Source organism: Dickeya sp. Secpp 1600, assembly GCF_003049805.1.
GTDB lineage: Bacteria > Pseudomonadota > Gammaproteobacteria > Enterobacterales > Enterobacteriaceae > Dickeya > Dickeya fangzhongdai.
The window spans coordinates 190,756-216,548 of sequence record NZ_CP023484.1 but is presented as its reverse complement, the minus strand read 5'-3'; the positions used below and the strand labels follow the sequence as shown (position 1 = coordinate 216,548).

The following is a 25,793-nucleotide window of genomic DNA, read 5'->3' as shown; positions in this document are numbered from 1 at the left end:
CGCCGTTCACCCACAAAAGCCAGAAGAAACGATTATGCGACAATCTCGTATCGCCGCACAGCTTATGATTTCATTTCGCCTGGCATTATTGTATTTTTATTCACAATAAATGCATGAATATTGATACTATCCTAACCCAGAGGCTGTCAACAGTGAAGATGAATTTACCCCCTTTTATGGAGCTGTACCGGGCATTGATCGCCACCCCGTCCATCAGCGCCACCGAGCGCGCCCTGGATCAAAGCAATGAGACCTTAATCAACCTGTTGGCGGGATGGTTTAGCGATCTGGGTTTTCATGTCGACGTGCAGCCGGTACCCGGCACCTTTAATAAATTCAACCTGCTGGCCCGACTGGGAGAAGGCAGCGGCGGGCTGCTGCTGGCCGGCCATACCGACACGGTGCCGTTCGACGACGGCCGCTGGACGCGCGACCCGTTCACCCTGACCGAGCACGACAACAAACTCTACGGGCTCGGCACCGCCGACATGAAAGGCTTTTTCGCCTTTATTCTCGATGCGCTGCGCGATGTGGATGCCGGTAAGCTGACCAAACCGCTGTACATTCTGGCGACCGCAGATGAAGAAACGACGATGGCGGGCGCCAAGTATTTCTCCGAATCGACCGGCATTCGCCCGGACTGCGCGATTATCGGCGAGCCGACGTCATTGCAGCCGGTGCGCGCCCACAAGGGCCACATGTCGAATGTGGTTCGTATTCAGGGCCAGTCCGGCCACTCCAGCGACCCGTCGCGCGGCGTCAACGCCATCGAACTGATGCACGAAGCCATTTCCGAACTGATGGTGCTGCGCAACACGCTGCAAGAGCGTTATCACAACCCGGCGTTCCATATCCCTTATCCGACCATGAACTTTGGTCACATTCATGGCGGCGACGCCGCCAACCGCATCTGCGCCTGCTGCGACCTGCACATGGATATCCGCCCGCTGCCGGGCATGACGCTGAGCGATCTCAACGGTCTTATGAGCGAAGCGCTGGCGCCGGTCAGCGAACGCTGGCCCGGCCGTCTCACCATCAGCGAACTGCATCCGCCGATTCCGGGTTACGAGTGCCCGGCGGATCATCATCTGGCGCAGGTGGTGGAAAAACTGGTGGGGCAGCCGACCGATGTGGTGAATTACTGCACCGAAGCGCCGTTCATTCAGGAACTGTGCCCGACGCTGGTGCTTGGCCCCGGCTCCATCAATCAGGCGCATCAGCCGGATGAATTTATCGACATGTCGTTCATCAAACCGACGCGCACGTTGATTACCGAGTTGGTGCATCACTTCTGCCAGCACTGATTTCGTGTTCTGGCGTTGCCCGGCTGTGACCGCCGGGCAACATTGCCATTGCCGCCGAAAAAAACTCTGCACGCATCCAACCGGCTACCCGCCTCTTTTTTATTGTCTTCTTGCCGCCTTCTCATTGCCGTTCTTGCTTTCGCCGCCGCTATAAGATAAGCGTCACTTATCGGCAAGCTTTTGTAATTAAATTTCACAAATTGCCTTTGCACCGGTTAAACAGGTACAACTGTAGGGATTAAAGGACGTTCATTGACGAACAATGGCGAACGTGGCTAGATAACAGACAGTAACCACACAATTTTTGTGTGTAATAAATTTACAAAATCAAGAGATGGGTCAGGGTAACTATGAATGAACAATATTCCGCCATGCGGAGCAATGTCAGCATGCTGGGTAAATTGCTCGGCGACACCATCAAGGATGCGCTGGGCGCCAATATCCTTGAGCGTGTTGAAACAATCCGCAAGCTGTCCAAAGCCTCGCGAGCCGGCAGCGAAACACACCGTCAGGAACTGCTGACCACACTGCAGAACCTGTCCAACGAGGAACTGCTGCCGGTCGCCCGCGCGTTCAGCCAGTTCCTTAACCTGACCAACACGGCGGAGCAGTACCACAGTATTTCTCCGCACGGCGAGGCGGCCAGTAACCCAGAAGCGCTGGCGACGGTGTTTCGCAGCCTGAAAAGCCGCGACAATCTGAGCGACAAGGATATCCGCGACGCGGTGGAATCGCTCTCCATCGAGCTGGTGCTGACCGCGCACCCGACCGAAATCACCCGCCGCACGCTGATCCACAAACTGGTTGAAGTGAATACCTGCCTCAAGCAGCTCGACCACGACGATCTGGCCGACTATGAACGCCATCAGATCATGCGCCGTCTGCGCCAGTTGATCGCCCAGTACTGGCATACCGATGAAATCCGCAAAATCCGCCCGACGCCGGTGGACGAAGCCAAGTGGGGCTTCGCGGTGGTGGAGAACAGCCTGTGGGAAGGGGTGCCGGCGTTCCTGCGCGAACTCGACGAACAGATGGACAAGGAACTCGGTTATCGTCTGCCGGTGGATTCGGTGCCGGTACGCTTCACCTCCTGGATGGGCGGCGACCGCGACGGCAACCCGAACGTGACCGCTGAAGTCACCCGCCGCGTACTGCTGTTAAGCCGCTGGAAAGCCGCCGATCTGTTCCTGCGCGACGTACAGGTACTGGTGTCCGAACTGTCGATGACCACCTGTACGCCGGAGCTGCAACATCTGGCAGGCGGCGACGAGGTGCAGGAACCCTACCGCGAGCTGATGAAAACGCTGCGCGCGCAGTTGACCGCCACCCTGAACTATCTGGACGCGCGTCTGAAAGGCGAGCAACTGGTCGCGCCCAAAGATCTGCTGGTCACCAACGAGCAGTTGTGGGATCCGCTGTACGCCTGTTACCAGTCGCTGCATGCCTGCGGCATGGGCATCATCGCCGACGGTCAGTTGCTCGACACCCTGCGCCGGGTACGCTGCTTCGGCGTGCCGCTGGTGCGTATCGACGTACGGCAGGAGAGCACCCGTCACACCGACGCGCTGGCGGAAATCACCCGCTATCTGGGGTTGGGAGACTACGAAAGCTGGTCGGAATCCGACAAACAGGCGTTCCTGATCCGCGAGCTTAACTCCAAGCGTCCGCTGCTGCCGCGTCAGTGGGAACCCAGCGCCGACACGCAGGAAGTGCTGGAAACCTGCCGGGTGATCGCCGAAACCCCACGCGATTCCATCGCCGCCTACGTGATCTCGATGGCGCGCACCCCGTCCGACGTGCTGGCGGTGCATCTGCTGCTGAAGGAAGCCGGTTGCCCATACGCGCTGCCGGTGGCGCCGTTGTTCGAAACGCTGGACGACCTGAATAACGCCGACAGCGTCATGATCCAGTTGCTCAACATCGACTGGTATCGCGGCTTCATTCAGGGCAAGCAGATGGTGATGATCGGCTATTCCGACTCCGCCAAAGACGCCGGGGTGATGGCCGCCTCCTGGGCCCAGTACCGCGCGCAGGACGCACTGATCAAGACCTGTGAGAAATACGGCATCGCGCTGACGCTGTTCCACGGTCGCGGCGGCTCCATCGGCCGCGGCGGCGCGCCGGCTCATGCCGCGCTGCTCTCCCAACCGCCGGGAAGCCTGAAAGGCGGCCTGCGCGTCACCGAACAGGGCGAGATGATCCGCTTCAAGTTCGGTCTGCCGGAAGTCACCATCAGCAGCCTGTCGCTCTACACCTCCGCTATTCTGGAAGCCAACCTGCTGCCGCCGCCGGAACCGAAGCAGGAATGGCATCACATCATGAACGAGCTGTCGCGCATTTCCTGCGACATGTACCGCGGCTACGTGCGGGAAAACCCGGACTTCGTGCCTTATTTCCGCGCCGCCACGCCGGAACTGGAACTGGGTAAACTGCCGCTGGGGTCGCGCCCGGCTAAACGCCGACCGAACGGCGGCGTGGAAAGCCTGCGCGCCATCCCGTGGATTTTCGCCTGGACCCAGAACCGCCTGATGCTGCCCGCCTGGCTGGGCGCCGGCGCCGCGCTGCAAAAAGTGATCGACGACGGTCACCAGAACCAGTTGGAAGACATGTGCCGCGACTGGCCGTTCTTCTCCACCCGCATCGGTATGCTGGAGATGGTGTTCGCCAAGGCCGACCTGTGGCTGGCGGAATACTACGATCAACGGCTGGTGGAAGAGAAACTGTGGTCGCTCGGCAAACAGCTGCGCGAGCAGTTGGAAAAAGACATCAAGGCGGTACTGACCATCTCCAACGACGACCATCTGATGGCTGACCTGCCGTGGATCGCCGAATCCATCGCGCTGCGCAACGTCTACACCGACCCGCTCAACGTGTTGCAGGCGGAACTGTTGCACCGTTCGCGTCAGCAGGACACACTGGATCCGCAGGTAGAGCAGGCGCTGATGGTCACCATCGCCGGCGTCGCCGCCGGGATGCGCAATACCGGCTAATGACCCACCAACACAAACCGGGAGCAATAGCTCCCGGTTTGTTACTGCAATCGTTCACGACCTCACGCCAGATACTTATCCCGCAGCCCTTCCCGTGCCGACGCATCCAGTCCGTAATCCTGCTCCAGCCAGTTATCCACTGAGCCGTGTCGCTCACGGATAGTATGCAGCGCGGTCACCAGAAACTCTTCGCGGGCGGAAAGCACGAAATCAAAGCGCTTCAGCGCCTTTTCACTCAGGCTCGACGCCAAATCTTCCAGCAACTGGCGACGGAACGGAATCAGGGTGGATTCGGTGATCAGATAATCTTCCATAACCGTTTGTTCATCCGCGCCCAGCGCGAACAGCACCAGCGCGGAACCAATGCCGGTACGATCCTTGCCCACCGCGCAATGTTGCACCAGCGCGCCATCGTCAGGCTGGCGCAGCAACGCCACCAAATGCTGGTAGGCCGGATTGCCGAACGGCAGGCGACGGTACAGTTCCAGCATAAAAGCGCGGGAATCGAACGCTTCGAGTTTTTCCGACCCCAGCGTTTCCAGGCTGGCGGTCACTTCATGCCGTAGCGGATTGGCGGGAACCTGATGATAACGGGCACCGGACCACAGCCGGTCGGGCCGCAGCGAGGCTTCATCCTGATCGCGATAATCCACCACGTGCGCCACCGGCACGCTGGCGAGATGATCGATGTCACGTTCACTCAGCATGTCCAGCGCGCCGGAGCGAAACAGCCTGCCGCGCCGGACTTGCCGCCCGTCTGCCACGCGGATCCCCCCCAAATCACGGAAATTGACGCCGCCGTCAAGCGGAAGCAACGAGGGATGCAGTAATGAGGTTAAAGTCATATTTTTCCCTGTAGTTCTCGATATTTAGTTACCGATAATTCGTTATCGATACGGAGTTATCAATGCTGAATGATTACGGTTGACTCACCGTCGAATGATGGAAACCGATTCGTATTATCAGACCTGACAATTAAATTAGCATGAAGACGGGCAGGCAGATGAACCGCGCGAGGGAAGTCCCCGCGGAAACAGAAAAAGCGGTACGAAGGCTCGGCCATATCGTACCGCCCGCGCCGAACATATCGCCCGGCGATTGAATCACACTCAGGCGCTCAGCAGTTTGCGGGCCGCCGACAACACTACGTTGACCGACGCGTGTTCCGCTTTCTGCATCGTAGCGGTATCGGGGATTTCCTGCTGAGTACGATTGACAATCACGCCCGCCACCATTCCGGCGCGCAGCCCTTGACTGGCGCACATGGTCAGCAGCGTAGCGGACTCCATTTCATAGTTCAGTACGCCCATGCTCTGCCACTCCGCCATTGACCCCTGGAAACGGCGCACCACGCGGCCGGAATAGGTGTCGTAACGCTCCTGGCCCGGATAGAAGGTATCCGAAGAAGCTGTAACGCCGACATGCAGCGTCGCCCCCGCTTCACGCGCCGCTTCCGCCAGCGCGGAAGTACAGGCGAAATCCGCCACCGCCGGGAATTCCAGCGGCGCAAAATGCAGGCTGGCGCCGTCCAGACGAACCGCCGCCGTGGTCACCAGCACATCGCCCACCGCGATATGCGGCTGGATGGCGCCGGTGGTGCCGACACGCAGAAACGTGCGCACACCCAGTTGCGCCAGCTCTTCTACCGCAATCGACGTAGACGGGCCGCCAATACCGGTGGAACAAACAATCACCGGCTTACCCGCCAGTTCCGCGCGCCAGGAAGTGAACTCCCGATGCGATGCCAGAAACACCGGGTTCTCCATCAGCCGGGCGATTTTCTCCACCCGAGCCGGGTCGCCGGGCACAATCGCCAGCGTGGCACCTTGTAAATCCTGCTTTGTTAAACCGAGATGAAATACATCGGACATAAACGCCTCCAGACAACGGTCAGGTACGGAACGATCTTAGCGCACACACTGCGGCCGTTAAGTGAAGTGCGTCGCTGATTGGAAAGTAACAAACATCCATTTACATTAATATTGTGATTTTAATCACAATTTAAACTGTAATCACCCGACGTTGCGTCACGCAATGTGGCACCGATTGCCTTATCGGGTTGCCGGTATTCGCAATACACTACAAAGTTCCTACACTTGCTTAACGCGGGGGCGGCATTATCCCGCTGGCAGATTCCAGTCTTGATAAAGGAAAGGCAATGAAAACCGATGAGCTACTGACACTCAGAGAGACCACACGGGCATTTTCGCCAGCCGTCATGCCGCTGGCTTCTTCCGCGATGACTACTGACGCCGCCGGGCTGGTCGCCGGCGAGACCACCATCCCTTCGCAGGGCGACAACCTGCCCGCGTATATTGCCAAACCGGAAAAAGCCGACGGCCCGCTGCCGATCGTACTGGTGGTGCAGGAAATCTTTGGCGTGCATGAGCACATCCGCGATGTATGCCGGCGACTGGCAAAACAAGGCTATCTGGCGATCGCGCCGGAACTCTATTTCCGTCAGGGCGACCCGCAACAGTACAGCGACATTCCCACACTGCTGAGCGAACTGGTCAGCAAGGTGCCGGATAATCAGGTGCTGTCCGACCTCGACCACACCGCGCATTGGGCGGTGCGCCAGGGTGGCGACGCCAGTCGGCTGGCGATCACCGGTTTCTGCTGGGGCGGCCGCATCAGTTGGCTGTACGCTGCGCACAATCCGCAGTTAAAAGCCGCCGTCGCCTGGTACGGCAAACTGGTCGCCGAAAAAACGCTGACCTCGCCTCAACACCCGGTGGACGTGGCGAAAGACCTGAGCGCGCCGGTGCTGGGCCTGTACGGCGGGCAGGATAAAGGCATTTCGCTGGAGCAGGTGGAAACCATGCGTCAGGCGCTACGGGCGGTCAATGCCGATGCGGAGATCGTGGTCTACCCGGAAGCGGAGCATGCTTTCCATGCCGATTACCGCGCTACTTACCACGAAGCCTCGGCCAAAGACGGCTGGCAACGCATGCTGGAGTGGTTCGCCCGCTACGGCGTGGTGTAACCCCGCAACAAATGTAAAAAGGGAGACGCTATCGTCTCCCTTTTTCATGTCAGGCGGTGATGCGGAACGTCCCGGCCCTGTGCGTCACATCCTGTGGTTCACGCGCGTCCTGTCATCCTTTGCGCCATTCCTCATCACCGTGTTCGGTTACTGACTTTTTTCGCTAACTTACTCGGCGGTTTCGCGCAGACGTTTCGCTGCCTGCACCATGTTCGCCAGCGACTGACGGGTTTCCGGCCAGCCGCGGGTTTTCAGGCCGCAGTCAGGGTTAACCCACAGACGTTCGGACGGAATACGCTGGGCCGCTTTGCGCAGCAGCGCTTCAATCCACTCTACGCTCGGCACGTTCGGCGAGTGAATGTCGTACACGCCTGGGCCGATTTCATTCGGGTACTCGAACTCTTCGAACGATTCCAGCAGTTCCATGTCGGAACGCGAGGTTTCGATGGTGATCACGTCCGCATCCAGTGCCGCGATGGAATCCATGATGTCGTTGAATTCGCAGTAGCACATGTGGGTGTGGATCTGGGTGTCGTCTTTCGCTACCGCCGCGTGCAGGCGGAACGCATCGACCGCCCACTCCAGATAAGCAGCCCAGTCGGAGCGGTGCAGCGGCAAGCCTTCACGTAGCGCCGGTTCGTCAATCTGGATGATGCCGATGCCGGCCTGTTCCAGATCCGCCACTTCGTCGCGCAGCGCCAGCGCAATCTGCCTGGCGATGGTTTCACGGGTGACGTCTTCACGCGGGAAGGACCAGCACAGAATGGTGACCGGACCAGTCAGCATGCCTTTCACCGGCTTGTCGGTCAGCGACTGGGCATATTTCGCCCACTCGACCGTGATCGGCTCCGGACGGCTGATGTCGCCAATCACCACCGGCGGTTTCACGCAACGGGAACCGTAGCTCTGTACCCAGCCGTTCTGGGTGAACACGAAACCATCCAGATGTTCGCCGAAATACTCCACCATGTCGTTACGTTCGGCTTCACCGTGCACCAGTACGTCCAGCTCCAGACGTTCCTGTTCCACAATCGCCTGTTTAATGTGCTCGGCGATGCCGATACGGTAGTTCTGACCGTCCAGACGACCCTGTTTGAAGTCCAGACGCAGGCTGCGGATTTCGGTGGTCTGCGGGAACGAACCGATAGTGGTGGTCGGCCAGGCCGGCAGGTTGAAACGCGCACGCTGTGCGTCGGCGCGTACCGGGTACGGATTCTGACGCAAACTGTCCTGCGCGGTGATCGCCGCCAGACGCTTCGCCACCTCCGGGTTGTTAACGCGAGTAGAGGTGCGACGGGCGCGGATCGGCGCGCTGTAAGCCACCAGTTCGTCGCCGTTGCCGCTGTTGAGCGCGCGGGTCAGCAGCGCCAGTTCCTGACACTTCTGAATCGCAAAGGCGAACCAGCTTTTCACTTCCTCGTCCAGACGGGTTTCGACGCTGAGATCGATCGGGCTGTGCAGCAGGGAGCAGGAGCTGCCCAGCCACAGAGCGCGTTTACCCAGCAGCGGTTGCAGGCGTTCGAACCAGCTCGCCAGATCGGCGCGCCACACGTTACGGCCGTTGATCACGCCCAGCGACAGCACCCAGTCAGCCGGCAGTTGCGCGTTCAGCACCGCGGCGTCGTCTTTGCCGTGCACCAGATCGACATGCAGACCCTGTACCGGCAGCGCTGTGATCACGTCCAGATTCTGGCCGATGCTGTCGAAATAGGTGGTCAGCAGCAGTTTCACCTGCCCTTGCAGCGCATCGTAAGCCGGTTTGAAAGCGGCTTTCCACTCGGCGTCCAGTTCCAGCGCCAGCAGCGGCTCGTCAATCTGCACCCACTCGATGCCGCGTTTAGCCAGTTCGGCCAGCACCTGCTGGTACACCGGCAGCACCGCGTTCAGCAGATCCAGACGGTTGAAGGCTTCCCCTTTGACTTTGCCCAGCCACAGGTAGGTCACCGGACCCAGCAGCACCGGTTTCACCTTGTGGCCCAGCGCCAGCGCTTCGTCCACTTCATCCAGCAGTTGGGTCCAGCTCAGCTTGAACTGCTGGCCTTTGCTGAATTCCGGCACCATGTAGTGATAGTTGGTGTTGAACCATTTGGTCATTTCAGCGGCGGCGGCCGGCTCACCGGTCGGTGCGCGGCCACGGCCGATACGAAACAGGGTATCCAGATCGACGGAACCATCCGCGTTCTGGTGACGGGCAGGTACATTCCCCAGCAACAGGCTGGTGGTCAGCACATGGTCGTACCAGGCAAAATCGCCTACCGGCAGCAATTCCACGCCGGCGTCTTTCTGCTGTTGCCAGTGACGGGCACGCAACTCACGGCCCACGGTCAGCAACTCTTCCTGCGTGCTGTTCCCTGCCCAATAGCTTTCCTGTGCTTTTTTCAGTTCACGACGCAGACCGACGCGCGGAAAACCGAGAGTGTGATTTAAAATTGCCATGCTTGAATTCCCATTTAGCCGTCCAGATGTTTACACATCCATAATCCGCAGGTAGTGTAGTAAGTACAAGCGCAATTTATTCACTGTCACTGTGAAGGACTCTCATGATCGAACTTAAACACTTACGGACGCTGCAGGCGCTGCGCAACACGGGATCGTTAGCCGCCGCCGCCGCACAGCTCCATCAGACGCAATCCGCCCTGTCGCATCAGTTCAGCGATCTGGAACAACGGCTGGGATTCCGCTTGTTCGTCCGTAAGAGCCAGCCGCTGCGCTTTACGCCGCAGGGGGAAATTCTGCTGCAGCTGGCCGAGCAGATCCTGCCGCAGATACAGCAGGCGCTGCAGGCATGCAACGAGCCGCATCAGACCACCTTGCGGCTGGCGATCGAGTGTCACAGTTGTATTCAGTGGCTGACGCCGGCGCTGGAGAACTTCCACCAAAGCTGGCCGCAAGTGGTGATGGATTTCAAATCCGGCGTCACTTTCGACCCGCAACCTGCGCTGCAACAAGGCGAGCTGGACCTGGTGATGACCTCCGACATTCTGCCGCGCAGCGGCTTGCACTACTCGCCGATGTTCGACTTTGAGGTACGGCTGGTGCTGTCGCCGGATCATCCGCTGGCCGCCAAAGCCGTGATTGCGCCTGAGGATCTGGCGCAGGAAACGCTGATGATTTATCCGGTGCAGCGTCAGCGGCTGGATGTGTGGCGCCACTTTCTGCAACCAGCGGGGGTCAGCCCGTCGCTAAAAAGCGTAGACAATACCTTGCTGTTGATCCAGATGGTGGCGGCGCGCATGGGCATCGCCGCGCTGCCGCACTGGGTAGTGGAGAGCTTTGAACGTCAGGGGCTGGTCGTCACCAAAACCCTGGGAGAAGGCTTGTGGAGCCGGCTGTACGCCGCCGTTCGCGATGGCGAGCAGCGTCAGCCGGTTATCGAAGCGTTTATTCGCTCCGCGCGCCAGCATGCCTGCGAGCATCTGCCGTTTGTGCGGGACGCTTCACGACCCAACGCCGGTGCACCCATAAAGCAACCGCAATAATCGCAGAACCGATGAGAAAGCTGGTCCAGTTTGGCGTTTTCTGCCAGAACGCGAAATTGACCAGCAACCCGGCCGGGACGTGAAAGTTGTTCATGATACTCAACGTACCGGCGTCCACCTGAGTCGCGCCGTAGTTCCACATGAAATAGCCAAGACCCGACACCACCACGCCAAGAAACGCCAGCACCCCCCACTGCACCGGTGCGGTGGGCAGTTTGGTCAGATTGCCGAATAGCGCCCAGGCTACCAGCGTCACCAGCGCGGCGCCGAGGTAGAACCAGGAAAAGGCGCTGTGCTGCGGCATCGGATGCACTTCCATCAGCCGTTTATACCCCACTTGCCCCACGGCAAAACAGACATTGGCCGCCTGCACCAGCAGCAGCCCCCACCAGAAATGTTCGCTCACGCCGTGATAGTGGATCACAGCGGCGCCCAGAACAGCCAGCAAGGCGCTGAATACATAGCCCCAGCGCAGGCGATGCCCGCTGAGCAGGTCGTAAATCAGCGTGACGTACAGCGGCGTCATCACCGAAAACAGCAGAATCGTCGGCACATTGAGGTACAGGTAACTGCGGAACAGGAACAGATACATGACGCCAAGCTGGAAAACGCCCACCAGCAGATACAGCCCCAACACTTTGGGGGAATAGCCGCGCCAGCGCAGGAAAGGCAAAAACACCAGCGCCGCCAGCACCAACCGGAACATGGCTGAGAACCAGCTGTCGACCTGGCCGGCCAGGTATTCGCCAATCAGGCTGAAGGAAAACGACCACAAAATCGTGGTGATGATCAATAACGGCACGGCGTCACTCACTCTATCGCTGTTAACAGGAAGAGCATTGTAGTCGAGTTACGTGGCCGTATTTTCCTCAACTTGGTTTACATGAGAATAAAATACAACCAATCAATTAATCAAAATTGCCAGCGCAACCAGGCGAAGAACACGTTGCCATTATTATGCGTGCCGGGAATGTAAGTAGCCTGAAGAGACAGGCGCTGATAACTGACCGACGCCAGCGGCAGCAGCACCGGGATCGGGATATATTTCCAGTTGTCCCGCATGGTGGCCCCGGCGGTAAAACCCAACCCCAACTGGAAATCCTGATTTTCCAGCGGCCGCCAGCGTTTTTCATAGCCATAGCCGCCGATAGGCTCCCACTTGTTAAAAGAGTCCTTGAACGCCATCAGGTACAGGCTGTGCCAGTCGCCATCGCGATCCAGCCGGGATACGCCATAGCCCGCTCCCCAGGGGCGCTCGTTGTACCTGTCGGTCTTCGTCTTGTCGTAAGTCCAGCGGTTATGCCAGGTCATGACCGGCACATACAGATCCTGAGACTGCCAGTGATGCCAGGTCTCCGACAGATTATCGCCGGCGCGCCGCCAGATTCCCTGCTCCGCGCCGCTTTCAACGACATCAGACGCCGTATTTTCGCCAGACGGCGCGGCAGCAAATGCCGGGGTAGATAACAGGGCAGACAGCGCAAAGAGGCAAGTGTGTGGTGTCAATTTTAATTGCATAAACAACATGTCCAAAGCGAATTACCAATGACCGGCAGGTCAGGTGGTCTGGCGTTTATGTCCAGAGGTTTGTGGTCCGACCACCGATATACAACGATTTTCGCGATATTAAATACAACTAAAGCCAAACCACCGGGCTAATCCGGCACTTTTGAGAGACTTCCTAGACAAAGTGTAGAAGAAACAACCAAGTCAGGCGATTTGCCACAGATAAGGGGATAACGCGCGGACAACAGAGTATTCCTGCGGTACTAATGTGTTCTAAAAAGCTACCGCGCCGACTTTGCCAGCCAGATAGAAAAGAGAGGCTAGGGTGAAAAAATCCGGTTATCCGGCTTGCCGGGCAGACAGGCCGGAAAAAATATCAGATGCCGTCGCCGTCTTCGAAACCGCGCAACGAGCCGTTGAAGTACTGGTCCATATCCAACGAGGGTTTATCGCTTTCCGGGCGGCCAACAATTCGCGCCGGCACGCCGGCGGCAGTGGTATGCGGCGGCACCGGCTGCAAAACCACCGAACCCGCGCCAATCTTGGCGCCGCATCCCACTTCGATATTACCCAGGATCTTGGCGCCTGCGCCGATCATCACCCCTTCCCGAATCTTGGGATGACGGTCGCCATTGGTCTTGCCGGTCCCGCCCAGGGTGACCGATTGCAGGATGGAAACGTCGTTTTCCACGACGGCGGTTTCACCGATCACGATACCGGTGGCGTGGTCCAGCATGATGCCGCAACCGATGCGCGCCGCCGGGTGGATATCCACCCCAAATGACACTGAAATCTGGTTCTGCAGGTAAATCGCCAGCGCCTGCCGTTCCTGCCGCCACAGCCAGTGGCCGATACGGTAAGCCTGCAGAGCATGAAATCCTTTCAGGTAGAGCAGCGGCGTCGAGTATTTATCCACCGCCGGGTCGCGCAGGCGCACCGCCAGAATGTCGCGGGCAGCGGACGCAATCATCTGCGGTTCGGCGCGGTAGGCCTCTTCCACCACTTCACGGATGGCAATCGCCGGCATGATGGCGTTAGCCAGCTTATTCGCCAGCATGTAGCTCAATGCGCTGCCTAGATTCTCATGTTTCAGCAGCGTCGCGTGAAAGAAACTGGCCAGCATCGGTTCGCATTCCGCCAGACTGCGCGCCTCTTCCTTAATGTTTTTCCAAACCAGTTCCAGCTCATCATTCGACATCGCGACACCTCTTTGAAAAACCGTCAACCCACCGCTTCACTTACAACTGCACGACGCGCTACTGCACAAAGCTCTATCAGCATAAAACAACAACGGGCCTCCCAAGGGAAGCCCGAACAATGCCCTGCCGTCACAGGCTGGCGCTTTCGTCTTTGCGCGCCCGGCCCAGCAGGCTCAACGCCGCTTCACGCGCGTCTTTACCACAATACAGCACTTGCCAGAGCTGCTCGGTGATCGGCATTTCCACACCGTAGCGCTGCGCCAGCGCCATCACTTCCTTGGTATTACGGTAGCCTTCCACCACCTGACCAATCTGGTTCTGGGCGCTGACCACGTCCATCCCTTGTCCCAGCATCATGCCGAAACGACGGTTGCGTGACTGGTTGTCGGTGCAGGTCAGCACCAGATCGCCCAAGCCCGCCATGCCCATAAACGTGGTCGGGTCGGCCCCCAGCGCCACGCCCAGCCGCGTCATTTCGGCCAGACCGCGGGTGATAAGCGCAGTACGCGCATTGGCGCCGAACCCCATGCCGTCAGACATGCCGGCGCCGATGGCGATCACGTTCTTCACGGCGCCTCCCAGTTGCACCCCGATAAAATCAGGGTTGCTGTAGACGCGAAAACTTTTGCCGCAATGCAGCAGATGTTGCAAATCGTCGGAAAACGGCTGATCGGTCGATGCCAGCGCAATCGCAGTAGGCAACCCGGCCGCCAGCTCTTTGGCGAAAGTCGGCCCGGAGAGCACCGCCAGCGGGATCGTATTACCCAGCGCTTCGCGGGCGACGTCCTGCAACAAACGACCGGTTTCCGCTTCCAGCCCCTTGGTAGCCCACACCAGTCGCGCGTCCGCCCGCAGATGGGGCTTGAGCTGGCGCAGCACATCGCCAAACACATGGCTCGGCACCACCACCAGAATGTTGCGGCTGGCGGCCAGCGCCTGCGACAGGTCCGCTTCCAGTTGCAGGGTATCCGGGAACGGTACGTCGGGCAGGAACGCCTGATTGCACCGTGCGGCCTGCAACGCCTGAATATGAGCGGGGTCATGGCCCCAGAGCACCACACGGTGGCCGTTGCGGGCCACCGTGATCGCCAGCGCGGTGCCGTAAGATCCGGCACCGACTACCGTCATTGCTGCATCAGACGGGTTCATCAGGCATCCAGCGTCTGAGCGGTGCCGTCCTGGCCTGCCTGCTGTTCCAGATAGTTCATGAACAGAGCGTCAAAGTTAACCGGAGCCAGGTTCAGCTGCGGGAAGGTACCGCGGGACACCAGGCTGGTAATGCACTCGCGCGCGTACGGGAACAGCACGTTCGGGCAGTAAGCGCCCAGGCAGTGTGCCAGTTGGGTGCCTTCGATGCCGGAGACGGTGAAGATACCCGCCTGCTGCACTTCGCACAGGAACGCGGTTTCTTCGCCGAGGGTGGAGGTCACGGTCACGCGCAGCACCACTTCGTACACATCGTCAGCCAACTGGGTGGATGCGGTATCCAGATCCAGTTTGACTTCCGGGTTCCATTCCTGCTGGAACACCTGCGGCGCGTTCGGCGCTTCGAAAGAAATATCCTTGGTGTAGATACGCTGGATCTGGAAAGTCAGTTCGCCGTTGTTTTGTTCAGACATGTTGAATAATACCCTTTCGTTAGATTTCCTTGCGCGCTTCCCTTCGCCAGGAAGGACACGCCATAACACAAACAGACTCCCCTCTGACGGGGCGTCGCATTATTTACCGCGCACCAGCGGGAGGTTTTCGCCGCTCCAGCCAGCCAGCCCGTCTTTCAGGATCACGACGCGCTCAAACCCGGCTTTGAACAGACTCTCTGCCGATTCACGAGATGCCATGCCGTTGGCGCACACCACAATCACCGGCTGCGCCTTGTGTTTTTCCAGCTCGCTCAGGCTGCCGTTTTTGATGTCGTTCGGCAACAGGTTGATGGCGCCGGCGATATGTCCACGACGGTAATCATCGCGATTACGGGTGTCTACCACCACCGCATCTTCTTTATTAATCAGTTGGATCGCTTCACCACGAGCCACTTCTTTTACCTTGGACAGTTTACTCTTCACCGTAAGCACAATGACCGCGACCAGCAGGGCAATCCAGGCCACGCTCAGAATCGGGTGTCGGCTGATGAATGGCATAATCTCTTGCATGGGGTGTAACGACTCCGAAATCAGTTAAGCAATTCAAATACAGGGTGTCTGAGTATACCTATGCGATACCGCAATTACAGCCTGTAAGCCAACATCGCGTCATGATTATGCGCGGCGGATTGCATTTATCCGTAGGATCCAGGGCCGCTCGCTGTCATGGATGGAAATAGAAATCCCTGACGAGACAACTGGTAAGGCGCTGTTCATCGTGGAATAATCTTTCGCCATGAGCAAAAAAGCGTTCTCTGTACCGTTGCCGACGGGTCGTGACAAACTGTTAATCCGGTGCGCCAGTGTGCTTTGTGTCGGCGTGCTGCTGTTGCCGTGCCCCAGTTGGAGCGACGACGGCCAGCAGCAGTTGAAATCCCTGCAGCAAGACATCGCAGAGAAGGAAAAAAGCGTCCGGGAACAGCAGCAACGTCGCAGCGCCCTGCTTGAGCAACTGAAAAAGCAGGAACAGTCGATCGCTCAGTCCACCCGCCAGCTACGCGACACCCGCGCCACCCTTGAACGTCTGAATCAGGATGTCGGCAGCCTGAGCGCCTCCATCGCCAAACTGCAAACCCAGCAGAAAACGCAGGAAACCCTGCTGGCGAAACAGCTGGATGCCGCGTTCCGTCAGGGCCAGCATGGCGCCCTGCAACTGATCCTCAGCGGTGAGGAAAGCCAGCGGCGCGAGCGCATCCTCGCCTACTTCAATTATCTGAATCAGGCGCGCGAGCAATCCATCACCGCGTTACAGCAAACCCGTACGCAGCTTGCCAGCCAGAAACAGCAACTGGAGCAGAAACAGGCGCAGCAAAAACGCCTGCTCGGCGACCAACAGCAGCAGCAGAAAACGCTGGAACAGGCGCAGGGCGAACGTCAGAAGACGTTGGGCGCACTGGAAAACGCGCTGGAAAAAGACCAGCAACAATTGACGGAACTGCGTCAGAACGAAACCCGTTTGCGCGACCAGATCGCGCGTGCGGAACGGGAAGCCAGGGCGCGAGCGGAGCGAGAAGCACGCGAAGCAGCCAAACTACGTGAAAAAGAAGAACAGGCCAAACGCAGCGGCGCCAGTTACAAACCCACCGAGCAGGAGCGTTCGCTGATGGCGCGCACCGGCGGTCTGGGTCAGCCGGCCGGCCAGTACGTATGGCCGGTGCGCGGCCGCACGCTGCACCGTTTCGGCGAACCGTTGCAGGGCGAACTGCGCTGGAAGGGGCTGGTGATCGGCGCATCCGAAGGTACCGAGGTGCGCGCCATCGCCGACGGCACCGTGCTGATGGCCGACTGGCTGCAGGGCTATGGTCAGGTGGTGGTGCTGGAACACGGCAAGGGCGACATGAGCCTGTATGGTTATAACCAGAGCGCGCTGGTCTCGGTAGGCGCGCAGGTGAAAGCTGGTCAGCCTGTGGCGCTGGTCGGCAACAGCGGCGGGCAGAATCAGCCCGCCCTCTATTTTGAAATTCGACGTCAGGGACAGGCGGTCAACCCCTTACCCTGGCTAGGAAGGTAGGTTTGCGTCCATTAATTTCCCGCTTGTTGACTCTCACCGGCATGACGCTCACCGGCACGCTGCTGGCCCTTCCCGTCTGGGCGGGCAAGCTGGCGCTGGTGATCGACGATTTCGGCTACCGCCCGCATAACGAAAATCAGGTGCTGGCGATGCCCACCGCCATTTCCGTGGCCGTGTTGCCCAATGCGCCATACGCCCGCGACATGGCGACCAAGGCCCATGCGCAAGGCAGAGAAGTGTTGATTCACCTGCCGATGGCGCCGATGAGCAAGCAGCCGCTGGAGCGTGACACGCTGCGCCCGGACATGAGCAGCGAGGAAATCGCGCGCATCCTGCGCGATGCGGTCAACAAGGTGCCTTACGCCGTCGGGCTGAACAACCACATGGGCAGCGCCATGACCGCCAGCCTGCCGGGCATGCAGAAGGTGATGCAGGCGATGACCGCCTACCGCTTCTATTTCCTCGACAGCATGACCATCGGCAGCAGTCAGGCCACCCAGGCGGCGGCCGGTACCGGCATCAAGGTACTCAAACGCAAGGTCTTCCTGGACGACACCCAGAACGTTGCCGACATTCGGCGTCAGTTCAGCCGGGCGGTGGAGATCGCGCAACGCAGCGGGTACGCCATCGCCATCGGCCACCCTCACCCCACCACCATTCAGGTGTTGCAGCAGATGTTGCCGACGCTGCCGGCCGATATCGTACTGGTGCGCCCCAGTCAATTGCTGAACGAACCGGAACCGCGCTATGCGCCGGTGCCGACGTACCCTGCGTCGCAACCGACCGCCCCGGCGCAAAAACGGCTGCGCCCTATTCAGGTCTGCGCGATCAAACAGCCGCTGCCGGCGATCTCTCAGTCGGATCTGTGGCGGCAGCTTGGACATAATCTGGCGACCAGCCCCGCCGTCAGCTACCTGAAACAGCACTGGCAGACCTGGCTGGGGTAATACGGCGAGCCGCGTCGTCTATCGGCGGCGCGGCCGGTTACCAGCTCAGCACCACCTTGCCGGATTGGCCGGAGCGCATCACATCAAACCCGTTTTGGAAATCGTCAATGGCGTAGCGATGGGTGATGATCGGCGACAGATCCAGTCCGGACTGGATCAACGCCGCCATTTTGTACCAGGTTTCAAACATTTCACGGCCGTAGATACCTTTAATCACCAGCCCCTTGAAAATGATGTCACTCCAGTCTACCGATACGGCTTCCGGCGGAATACCCAGCATGGCGATGCGACCGCCGTGGTTCATCACCGACAGCAGCGTGCGCAAGGCCGCCGGCGCGCCGGACATCTCCAGCCCGATGTCAAATCCTTCGGTCATGCCCAGTTCCCGCATCACGTCGGTCAGCGATTCCCGCGCTACATTCACCGCCCGGTTAACGCCCATCCGCCGCGCCAGCGCCAGCCGGTAGTCATTAACGTCGGTAATCACCACATGACGGGCGCCGACATGGCGGCAAACCGCCGCCGCCATGACGCCAATCGGCCCCGCGCCGCTTACCAACACGTCTTCACCCACCAGATCAAACGCCAGCGCCGTATGCACCGCGTTGCCGAACGGATCGAAAATAGCAGCGATGTCATCGGGAATCGCCGCCGGAAGACGGAACGCGTTATACGCCGGAATCACCAGGTACTCGGCGAAAGCGCCCGGCCGGTTAACGCCGACGCCGGAGGTATTGCGGCACAAATGACGGCGTCCGGCGCGGCAGTTACGGCAATAGCCGCAGGTAATATGCCCTTCGCCCGACACCCGATCGCCAATCCTGAACCCTTCCACTTCCTGCCCTATCGCCACGATCTCGCCGACATACTCATGCCCGACCACCATCGGCACCGGGATGGTTTTCTGCGACCACGCATCCCAGTTGTAGATATGCACGTCGGTGCCGCAAATAGCGGTTTTACGGATTTTGATCATCACATCGTTGTGGCCCGGTTCCGGCGCGGGAACGTCAGTCAGCCAGATGCCCGGTTCCGGGCGCAGTTTCGCCAGCGCTTTCATCATCGTCTCCTCACTTCACCACGCCCAGTTGGCGGCCGACCCGGATAAACGCCGTCACCGCCCGTTCAATCTGCTCCGGCGTATGCGCCGCCGACATCTGGGTACGGATGCGCGCCTGCCCATGCGGCACCACCGGGTAGAAAAAACCGGTGACATAAATGCCTTCCTGTCGCAACGCCGCCGCGAATGCCTGCGCCAGCCGGGCATCGCCCAGCATCACCGGAATAATGGCGTGATCCGCGCCCGCGAGCGTAAACCCCGCCTCAGTCATCCGCTGACGAAACAGACTGGCGTTATGCCACAGACGCCGACGCAGCGCCTGTCCATCCTGCAGCAGGTCCAATACCTTGATCGACGCCGCCACAATCGACGGCGCCAGCGAATTGGAAAACAGGTACGGCCGGGAGCGCTGACGCAGCCACGCCACCACCTCCCGCCGGGCGGCGGTATAGCCGCCGGACGCACCGCCCAGCGCTTTGCCCAGCGTGCCGGTAATAATGTCCACCCGCCCCATCACCTGGCAGTATTCATGGGTGCCGCGTCCCTGTTCGCCGACAAATCCCACCGCGTGGGAGTCATCCACCATCACCAGCGCGTCGTAGCGCTCCGCCAGATCGCAAATACCGCGCAAATTGGCGATCACGCCGTCCATCGAAAACACGCCGTCGGTGGCAATCATCAGATTACGCGCCCCTTCCGACCGGGCCTGTTGCAACCGTGCCTCCAGCTGATGCATATCGTTATTGTCGTAACGATAACGGCGCGCTTTTGACAGGCGAATACCGTCGATGATCGACGCATGATTGAGCGCATCGGACACAATCGCGTCGTTTTCCCCCATCAGGGTTTCGAACAACCCGCCGTTGGCGTCAAAGCAGGAGGAGTAGAGGATGGCATCCTCCATACCGAGAAACGCCGCCAGCCGGCGCTCCAGCATCTGGTGAATATCCTGCGTACCGCAGATAAAACGTACCGACGCCATGCCGAAGCCGTGGCTATCCAGCCCGGCTTTAGCCGCGTCGATCACCGCCGGGTGATTGGCTAACCCCAGATAATTATTCGCGCAGAAGTTAATCAGCTCGCCGCCGCCCGCCACCGTAATGTGCGCCTGCTGCGCTGTGGTGATCGGTCGTTCATCCTTAAACAGTCCCTCGTCGTGCAGCGAGGCAAGCTGGGCGGTCAGTTGGTGATAAAACGCATCAGGCATGGCGCGGCTCTCCTTTTCGTCCGTCATCGGAATTTCCGCCGAGCGGCGGTAGGCCTTATGGAGGTAAAGGTAGTGGAGAAATGCGAGCCGGGCTGACAGGTCAGCCACAAAATGCCACAGTGATCACGCCGGAAATGCGAAGCGCCTGGCAAGAAACGGCGGGAAAATCCGCACAGGATGTCTGTGGTGCGTCGAAATGCTATTATAGCGGCCAATAGGTGTGGAGCGCGGTGCTCCACCAGCAAGATAGCAGGTAACTCCCATGATTATCGTAACTGGCGGCGCTGGTTTCATCGGCAGCAATATCGTAAAAGCGCTGAATGATGACGGGTATCGGGATATTCTGGTGGTCGACAACCTTAAGGATGGCACCAAGTTCGCCAATCTGGTTGATCTGGACATCGCCGACTACATGGATAAGGAAGACTTCCTCGCCAGCATCGTTGCCGGAGACGATCTGGGCGATATCGAGGTTATTTTCCACGAAGGCGCCTGTTCCTCCACTACTGAGTGGGATGGTAAGTACATGATGGATAATAACTATCAGTACTCCAAGGACGTGTTGCACTACTGCCTGGAGCGTGGAATTCCATTCATGTATGCCTCTTCTGCCGCTACCTACGGCGGCCGCACCGACAACTTCGTGGAAGAGCGTCAATATGAGCAGCCGCTGAATGTTTACGGCTATTCCAAGTTCCTGTTCGACCAGTATGTGCGTGAAATTCTGCCGCAAACCAGCTCACAGATTTGCGGCTTTCGCTACTTCAACGTCTACGGGCCGCGCGAAGGCCACAAAGGCGGCATGGCCAGCGTGGCGTTCCACCTGAATAACCAGATCAATCAGGGTGAAAAACCCAAATTGTTCGCCGGCAGCGAAAATTTCAAACGCGATTTCATCTATGTCGGCGACGTGGCGGCGGTGAACCTGTGGTTCTGGCAACACGAAGTTTCCGGCATCTTCAACTGCGGCACCGGCCGTGCCGAGTCCTTCCAGGCCGTGGCGGATGCCGTACTGGCCTATCACCAGAAAGACGGCGTGGAATACATCCCTTTCCCGGAAAAACTGAAAGGCCGCTATCAGTCCTACACGCAGGCAGACCTCACCAACCTGCGCGCCGCTGGTTATGAAAAGCCGTTCAAAACCGTAGCGGAAGGGGTCGCCGACTACCTGGCCTGGCTGAACCGCAACGCCTGATTCGCTTTGCCGTAAGGAAACACGAACGGTATGAAAATTCTGGTTATCGGCCCTTCCTGGGTGGGCGACATGATGATGTCGCACAGTCTTTACCGCACCCTGAAGGCCGAACACCCGGACGCCATCATCGATGTGATGGCGCCGGCCTGGTGTCGCCCGCTGCTGGCGCGCATGCCCGAAGTACATCAGGCATTGCCCATGCCGCTGGGGCACGGCATGCTGGCGCTCGGCGAACGTCGGCGACTGGGCGTATCACTGCGCGAGCAGCGATACGATCGCGCCTATGTGCTGCCCAATTCCTTCAAATCGGCGCTGGTGCCTTTTTTTGCCGATATTCCGCATCGCACCGGCTGGCGCGGTGAAATGCGTTACGGTCTGCTCAATGACCTACGGGTTCTGGACAAAGCCGCTTTCCCGCTGATGGTGCAGCGCTATGTCGCGCTGGCTTATGACCGTGCCCGCATTCATACCGCCGCTGATTTGCCTCAGCCTTTACTGTGGCCGCAGTTGGCGGTGAATGACGCCGAAATTGCGGATGTCACCGCCGCCTTTAATTTGACCGACGCCCGGCCGCTGATTGGTTTCTGCCCCGGCGCCGAGTTCGGCCCGGCCAAACGCTGGCCGCATTACCACTACGGTTCGCTGGCACAAACGCTGATTGAACAAGGTTATCAGGTCATCTTGTTCGGTTCGAACAACGACCGTCAGGCAGGTGAGGACATCCGTCAAACCCTGAGTGCCGATGCCCGCGAACATTGTCTCAATCTGGCCGGGCAGACTGCGCTGGATCAGGCGGTGGTGTTGATCGCCGCCTGTCAGGCGATCGTCAGTAACGACTCGGGTCTGATGCACGTGGCAGCAGCGCTCAACCGCCCGCTGGTGGCGCTGTACGGCCCCAGCAGCCCGGACTTCACCCCGCCGCTCTCCCACCAGGCCGAGGTCATCCGCCTGATCACCGGTTATCACCGGGTGCGCAAGGGCGATGCCGAACAAGGGTATCATCAGAGCCTGATCGATATTCAGCCGCAACAGGTGCTGGACGCCCTGTCACGCTATCTGCCCGCCAAAGGGGAGCCTGCATGAGGGTATTGATCGTCAAAACGTCTTCCATGGGTGACGTGCTGCACACCCTGCCCGCACTCACCGATGCGATGCAGGTGATTCACGGCATCCAGTTCGACTGGGTGGTGGAAGAAGGTTTTGCCCAGATCCCCGGCTGGCACCCGGCGGTTGATCGCGTCATTTCGGTGGCAATCCGCCGCTGGCGCAAAAGCTGGTTCAGCCGTGAAACCCGCGCCGAGCGGGCCGCGTTCAAAACACAGCTGCGGGAAAAACGCTATGATGCGGTCATCGACGCGCAGGGGCTGCTGAAAAGCGCGGTGCTGGTGACCCGCCTGGCACTCGGCAACAAGCATGGGCTGGACTGGAAAAGCGCCCGCGAGCCGCTGGCCAGTTGGTTTTATCAGTATCGACATCCGATCGCCAGCCAGCAGCACGCGGTAGAACGCATCCGGGAGCTGTTTTCCGTCAGCCTGAATTACCGTAAACCGACGGAACAGGGCGATTACGCCATTGCGGCGCGTTTTCTGTCGGCACAGCCCGCCGACAGCCAGCCGTATCTGGTGTTTCTGCATGCCACCACCCGGGATGAAAAACACTGGCCGGAGTCGCACTGGCGCGAACTGATCGCGCTGGCCGAACCTCGCGGACTGCGCATCAAATTGCCCTGGGGCGCGGAGCACGAGCACCAGCGGGCGCAGCGACTGGCAGCCGGGTTTTCTCACGTGGACGTGCTGCCCCGGCTTACTCTGGAACAGGTCGCAGGCATACTGGCGGGCGCAAAAGCCGTGGTCTCGGTGGATACCGGGCTCAGTCACCTCGCCGCCGCGCTCGACCGCCCCAACATCACGCTGTACGGCCCGACCGATCCGGGGTTGATTGGCGGCTACGGCCAAAACCAGCATGTCTGCCGTCCGGCAGGCAGCCGCAATCTGGCGGATCTCCGCGCCGCCGATGTGTGGCAGCACTGTGCTTCTCTCTTGACTGAATAAGGCGGTTTTACTGTGACCTCACCGCGTAAGGTTGAACTCCGGCGAATCCTTATTACCAAATTCCGCCATCATGGCGATGTGCTGCTGACATCGCCGCTATTTTCCATTCTGCGTCAGCGTTACCCGGACGCCCAAATCGACGCGCTGGTGTTTGCCGACACGGCGGAAATGCTGTCGCTGCATCCGGCGATTGACCAGCTTTATACCGTCGACAAAAAATGGAAAAAACTTGGGGCGTTCGGTCATCTGGCGAAAGAGTGGGCGCTGCTGAAAACGCTGCGGGCGCAACGTTATGACGCCATCATTCACCTGACCGAGAGTATGCGCGGTTTATGGATCGCGCGTCTGGCGGGCATCCCGCTCGGCGTCACCTTTCGCAACAGCGCACGCGACAAACTGTCGTTCTGGAAAAAGACGTTTCAGTATCGCGTACCGCGCATTCCGCGCCGCCACACGGTGGAATCCCATCTGGATACCCTGCGAGTACTGGGGATCCAGCCGGAACCGGAAGCGCGTCGGTTACAACTGATCGCCGGCGAGGAGGCCGATCAGGCGGTAGACCAGAAACTGCGGGCCCAGCAATGGCAGGGGCAACCCTTCATCGTGGTTCATCCAACATCGCGCTGGCTGTTCAAATGCTGGAAGAGCAGCGCGATGGCGGAAGCCATCAACACCCTGTGCGAACGCGGCCACACCATCGTGCTAAGCGCTTCGCCGGCGGAAAGCGAAATGGCGATGATCGCCGACATCAAGTCGCGCCTGACCCATCCGGTGTTGGATCTGGCCGGCCAGTTGACGCTCAAACAGCTGGCGAGCCTGATCGGCAAAGCACAATTGCTGCTGGGCGTGGACTCGGTGCCGATGCATATCGCGTCTGCGATGCAAACGCCGGTGGTGGCGCTGTTCGGCCCCAGCGGAGAAACCGAATGGGCGCCGTGGATGACCGTCAACCGGGTGATAGTCTCCGACCGCCATCCCTGCCGCCCTTGCGGTAAAGACGGTTGCGGCGGCAGCAAGGTTAGCGACTGTCTGCAGCAAATCAGCGTTCAGCAGGTGTTGCTGGCGGTTGATTCGGCACTGCTGGAGGCACAGGGATGAAACTGGCGATCGTGCGGCAGAAATACCGACCGGACGGCGGGGCGGAGCGCTTCGTTTCCAGGGCGCTCGACGCGCTCAGCAACCACCGTTCACTGGATGTCAGCGTTATCACCCGCAGTTGGGAAGGCGCGGAACAGGTCAACCGCAACGTTATCATCTGTAACCCGCGCATCACCGGCCGGGTCCAGCGCGAGAGCGCGTTCGCACAGGCTGCTCAGCAGCACTTCGCCGCGTTCGATCTGGTGCAGAGCCACGAACGGATTCCAGGCTGCCATATTTACCGCGCCGGCGACGGCGTTCATCAGTCCTGGCTTACCCAGCGTTCGCGGATTCTCAACCCGTTGCAGCGACGTCTGCTGTGGTGGTCCGGTTTTCACCGCTATGTGATGATGCAAGAGCAGGCGATGTATCAGCATCCATCGCTGAAAGCCGTCATCTGCAACTCGCAGATGGTGGCGGATGAAATTCGCCACTACTTTGGCGTGCCTGCCGATAAAATTCAGCTGATTTACAACGGGGTAAACACCGACACCTTTACCCCCGACCTGCGCGCGACCTACCGCCACGCGCTGCGTCAGCAACTGGGTGTACCGCAAAACGCGCCAGTGATGCTGTTTGTCGGTTCCGGTTTCGAGCGCAAAGGGCTGGCGGGCGCGATCCACGCCATCAGCGGCGTTCCTCAGCATCCGCACCTGATCGTGGTGGGGAAAGATAAGCACAGTCGTCGTTATCAGCGTCTGGCCCGGCGGCTCGGCGTCGCCGATCGGGTTCATTTCGTCGGTATGCAGCCGGATACCCGGCCCTACTACGGCGCGGCGGATATGCTGCTGCTGCCGACGCTGTACGACCCGTTCCCGAATGTGGTGTTGGAAGCGATGGCCAGCGGACTGGGGGTGATTACGTCACAACAGTGCGGCGGCAAAGAGTTTATCCAGTCAGGTTTGAACGGGTTTGTTTGCGATTCGCTGGACTATGACGGCCTGCGCCAGTCGGTACGACAGGCTTGTGAAACCGGGTTCGACGGGTTTGGGGAGCAGGCGAGAGCCAAAGTGGAACGCTACGACCTGCGCTTTCTGAGCGATAACATGCTCAAACTCTATGAACAGTTGATTTGATGCTA

Annotated in this window: 22 protein-coding genes; 11 read left to right on the top strand and 11 right to left on the bottom strand. The window is 59.4% G+C overall.

The features are described 5' to 3' along the window. The first annotated feature begins 152 nt into the window (after window positions 1–152). Window positions 153–1,304, top strand: a complete 1,152-nt coding sequence (gene argE, locus CPA59_RS00940) for an acetylornithine deacetylase (protein WP_100848688.1) — start codon at window positions 153–155, stop codon at window positions 1,302–1,304. 350 nt (window positions 1,305–1,654) lie between these two features. Beyond that, window positions 1,655–4,294 (top strand): phosphoenolpyruvate carboxylase, encoded by a 2,640-nt coding sequence (ppc, locus tag CPA59_RS00935; protein ID WP_107758528.1) that lies wholly within the window; start codon window positions 1,655–1,657, stop codon window positions 4,292–4,294. A 62-nt stretch (window positions 4,295–4,356) separates the two neighbouring features. Here the strand turns inward: ppc and CPA59_RS00930 are convergent, their stop codons facing one another. Both CPA59_RS00930 and udp read right to left on the bottom strand, forming a co-directional pair. Next, window positions 4,357–5,139, bottom strand: a complete 783-nt coding sequence (locus CPA59_RS00930) for a tyrosine-protein phosphatase (protein ID WP_107758527.1) — start codon at window positions 5,137–5,139, stop codon at window positions 4,357–4,359. A gap of 264 nt (window positions 5,140–5,403) precedes the next feature. Continuing rightward, window positions 5,404–6,165, bottom strand: a complete 762-nt coding sequence (gene udp / locus CPA59_RS00925; RefSeq protein ID WP_013319909.1) for a uridine phosphorylase — start codon at window positions 6,163–6,165, stop codon at window positions 5,404–5,406. A 287-nt stretch (window positions 6,166–6,452) separates the two neighbouring features. Between udp and CPA59_RS00920 the strand changes: the two genes are divergently transcribed. Further along, window positions 6,453–7,280: a dienelactone hydrolase family protein gene (locus tag CPA59_RS00920; protein ID WP_049855332.1), complete on the top strand. Its 828-nt coding sequence runs from the start codon at window positions 6,453–6,455 to the stop codon at window positions 7,278–7,280. 168 nt (window positions 7,281–7,448) lie between these two features. On the opposite strand, the gene metE is transcribed toward CPA59_RS00920, so the two are convergent. Continuing rightward, entirely contained in the window at window positions 7,449–9,716 is a 2,268-nt protein-coding gene (gene metE, locus CPA59_RS00915) for a 5-methyltetrahydropteroyltriglutamate--homocysteine S-methyltransferase (protein ID WP_107758526.1), read from the bottom strand. Between the two features lie 104 nt (window positions 9,717–9,820). On the opposite strand from metE, the gene metR reads away from it, so the two are divergent. Continuing rightward, complete coding sequence (gene metR / locus CPA59_RS00910) at window positions 9,821–10,759, top strand: HTH-type transcriptional regulator MetR (protein WP_038920550.1); 939 nt, start codon at window positions 9,821–9,823, stop codon at window positions 10,757–10,759. On the opposite strand, the gene CPA59_RS00905 is transcribed toward metR, so the two are convergent. The 6 genes from CPA59_RS00905 to CPA59_RS00880 form a co-directional block, all read right to left on the bottom strand. After that, window positions 10,662–11,561, bottom strand: a complete 900-nt coding sequence (locus CPA59_RS00905; RefSeq protein ID WP_038921155.1) for a carboxylate/amino acid/amine transporter — start codon at window positions 11,559–11,561, stop codon at window positions 10,662–10,664. The genes metR and CPA59_RS00905 overlap by 98 nt on opposite strands. 110 nt (window positions 11,562–11,671) lie before the next feature. Next, window positions 11,672–12,277, bottom strand: coding sequence for a lipid IV(A) palmitoyltransferase PagP (gene pagP, locus CPA59_RS00900; protein ID WP_107760750.1), 606 nt, complete (start codon window positions 12,275–12,277; stop codon window positions 11,672–11,674). A gap of 364 nt (window positions 12,278–12,641) precedes the next feature. Next, entirely contained in the window at window positions 12,642–13,463 is an 822-nt protein-coding gene (cysE, locus tag CPA59_RS00895) for a serine O-acetyltransferase (RefSeq protein WP_013319915.1), read from the bottom strand. 130 nt (window positions 13,464–13,593) lie between these two features. Beyond that, a complete protein-coding gene (gpsA, locus tag CPA59_RS00890) occupies window positions 13,594–14,613 on the bottom strand; it encodes an NAD(P)H-dependent glycerol-3-phosphate dehydrogenase (protein WP_038920552.1) in 1,020 nt (339 codons plus the stop codon). Beyond that, a complete protein-coding gene (gene secB / locus CPA59_RS00885) occupies window positions 14,613–15,083 on the bottom strand; it encodes a protein-export chaperone SecB (RefSeq protein WP_038920553.1) in 471 nt (156 codons plus the stop codon). Before secB ends, gpsA begins: the two co-directional genes overlap by 1 nt. A gap of 99 nt (window positions 15,084–15,182) precedes the next feature. Then, window positions 15,183–15,614 carry a rhodanese-like domain-containing protein gene (locus CPA59_RS00880; RefSeq protein ID WP_107758525.1) on the bottom strand — a complete coding sequence of 144 codons (432 nt, stop codon included), beginning with the start codon at window positions 15,612–15,614 and terminating at the stop codon, window positions 15,183–15,185. Between the two features lie 226 nt (window positions 15,615–15,840). On the opposite strand from CPA59_RS00880, the gene envC reads away from it, so the two are divergent. Both envC and CPA59_RS00870 read left to right on the top strand, forming a co-directional pair. After that, entirely contained in the window at window positions 15,841–17,115 is a 1,275-nt protein-coding gene (gene envC, locus CPA59_RS00875) for a murein hydrolase activator EnvC (protein WP_107758524.1), read from the top strand. Window positions 17,116–17,156: 41 nt separating this feature from the next. Next, window positions 17,157–18,062, top strand: coding sequence for a divergent polysaccharide deacetylase family protein (locus tag CPA59_RS00870; RefSeq protein WP_107760749.1), 906 nt, complete (start codon window positions 17,157–17,159; stop codon window positions 18,060–18,062). Window positions 18,063–18,099: 37 nt separating this feature from the next. Here CPA59_RS00870 and tdh read toward each other — a convergent pair whose 3' ends face one another. Both tdh and CPA59_RS00860 read right to left on the bottom strand, forming a co-directional pair. Beyond that, window positions 18,100–19,122, bottom strand: a complete 1,023-nt coding sequence (gene tdh / locus CPA59_RS00865; protein WP_107758523.1) for an L-threonine 3-dehydrogenase — start codon at window positions 19,120–19,122, stop codon at window positions 18,100–18,102. Between the two features lie 10 nt (window positions 19,123–19,132). Then, complete coding sequence (locus CPA59_RS00860) at window positions 19,133–20,329, bottom strand: glycine C-acetyltransferase (protein WP_107760748.1); 1,197 nt, start codon at window positions 20,327–20,329, stop codon at window positions 19,133–19,135. Window positions 20,330–20,591: 262 nt separating this feature from the next. Between CPA59_RS00860 and rfaD the strand changes: the two genes are divergently transcribed. From rfaD to CPA59_RS00835, 5 genes are read left to right on the top strand one after another with little or no spacing between them, the layout of a single operon-like run. Further along, window positions 20,592–21,524, top strand: a complete 933-nt coding sequence (gene rfaD, locus CPA59_RS00855; protein WP_107758522.1) for an ADP-glyceromanno-heptose 6-epimerase — start codon at window positions 20,592–20,594, stop codon at window positions 21,522–21,524. A 30-nt stretch (window positions 21,525–21,554) separates the two neighbouring features. Further along, window positions 21,555–22,607 (top strand): ADP-heptose--LPS heptosyltransferase RfaF, encoded by a 1,053-nt coding sequence (rfaF, locus tag CPA59_RS00850; protein ID WP_038920558.1) that lies wholly within the window; start codon window positions 21,555–21,557, stop codon window positions 22,605–22,607. After that, complete coding sequence (gene rfaC / locus CPA59_RS00845) at window positions 22,604–23,575, top strand: lipopolysaccharide heptosyltransferase RfaC (RefSeq protein ID WP_107758521.1); 972 nt, start codon at window positions 22,604–22,606, stop codon at window positions 23,573–23,575. Before rfaF ends, rfaC begins: the two co-directional genes overlap by 4 nt. Before the next feature lie 12 nt (window positions 23,576–23,587). Further along, the gene (gene rfaQ / locus CPA59_RS00840) at window positions 23,588–24,673 is read left to right on the top strand and encodes a putative lipopolysaccharide heptosyltransferase III (RefSeq protein WP_107758520.1); all 1,086 of its coding nucleotides are present in this window, start codon (window positions 23,588–23,590) and stop codon (window positions 24,671–24,673) included. Further along, on the top strand, window positions 24,670–25,788 hold the full coding sequence (locus tag CPA59_RS00835; protein WP_107758519.1) for a glycosyltransferase family 4 protein: 1,119 nt from the start codon (window positions 24,670–24,672) through the stop codon (window positions 25,786–25,788). Before rfaQ ends, CPA59_RS00835 begins: the two co-directional genes overlap by 4 nt. The last annotated feature ends 5 nt before the right edge of the window (window positions 25,789–25,793 follow it).

Bases quoted from the DNA above. Each gene is read 5' to 3' on its own strand.
- ppc (WP_107758528.1), top strand. From the start codon at position 1,655: ATGAATGAACAATATTCCGCCATGCGGAGCAATGTCAGCATGCTGGGT.
- CPA59_RS00930 (WP_107758527.1), bottom strand. From the start codon at position 5,139: ATGACTTTAACCTCATTACTGCATCCCTCGTTGCTTCCGCTTGACGGC.
- udp (WP_013319909.1), bottom strand. From the start codon at position 6,165: ATGTCCGATGTATTTCATCTCGGTTTAACAAAGCAGGATTTACAAGGT.
- CPA59_RS00920 (WP_049855332.1), top strand. From the start codon at position 6,453: ATGAAAACCGATGAGCTACTGACACTCAGAGAGACCACACGGGCATTT.
- metE (WP_107758526.1), bottom strand. From the start codon at position 9,716: ATGGCAATTTTAAATCACACTCTCGGTTTTCCGCGCGTCGGTCTGCGT.
- metR (WP_038920550.1), top strand. From the start codon at position 9,821: ATGATCGAACTTAAACACTTACGGACGCTGCAGGCGCTGCGCAACACG.
- pagP (WP_107760750.1), bottom strand. From the start codon at position 12,277: ATGCAATTAAAATTGACACCACACACTTGCCTCTTTGCGCTGTCTGCC.
- cysE (WP_013319915.1), bottom strand. From the start codon at position 13,463: ATGTCGAATGATGAGCTGGAACTGGTTTGGAAAAACATTAAGGAAGAG.
- gpsA (WP_038920552.1), bottom strand. From the start codon at position 14,613: ATGAACCCGTCTGATGCAGCAATGACGGTAGTCGGTGCCGGATCTTAC.
- secB (WP_038920553.1), bottom strand. From the start codon at position 15,083: ATGTCTGAACAAAACAACGGCGAACTGACTTTCCAGATCCAGCGTATC.
- CPA59_RS00880 (WP_107758525.1), bottom strand. From the start codon at position 15,614: ATGCAAGAGATTATGCCATTCATCAGCCGACACCCGATTCTGAGCGTG.
- envC (WP_107758524.1), top strand. From the start codon at position 15,841: ATGAGCAAAAAAGCGTTCTCTGTACCGTTGCCGACGGGTCGTGACAAA.
- CPA59_RS00870 (WP_107760749.1), top strand. From the start codon at position 17,157: ATGACGCTCACCGGCACGCTGCTGGCCCTTCCCGTCTGGGCGGGCAAG.
- tdh (WP_107758523.1), bottom strand. From the start codon at position 19,122: ATGAAAGCGCTGGCGAAACTGCGCCCGGAACCGGGCATCTGGCTGACT.
- CPA59_RS00860 (WP_107760748.1), bottom strand. From the start codon at position 20,329: ATGCCTGATGCGTTTTATCACCAACTGACCGCCCAGCTTGCCTCGCTG.
- rfaD (WP_107758522.1), top strand. From the start codon at position 20,592: ATGATTATCGTAACTGGCGGCGCTGGTTTCATCGGCAGCAATATCGTA.
- rfaF (WP_038920558.1), top strand. From the start codon at position 21,555: ATGAAAATTCTGGTTATCGGCCCTTCCTGGGTGGGCGACATGATGATG.
- rfaC (WP_107758521.1), top strand. From the start codon at position 22,604: ATGAGGGTATTGATCGTCAAAACGTCTTCCATGGGTGACGTGCTGCAC.
- CPA59_RS00835 (WP_107758519.1), top strand. From the start codon at position 24,670: ATGAAACTGGCGATCGTGCGGCAGAAATACCGACCGGACGGCGGGGCG.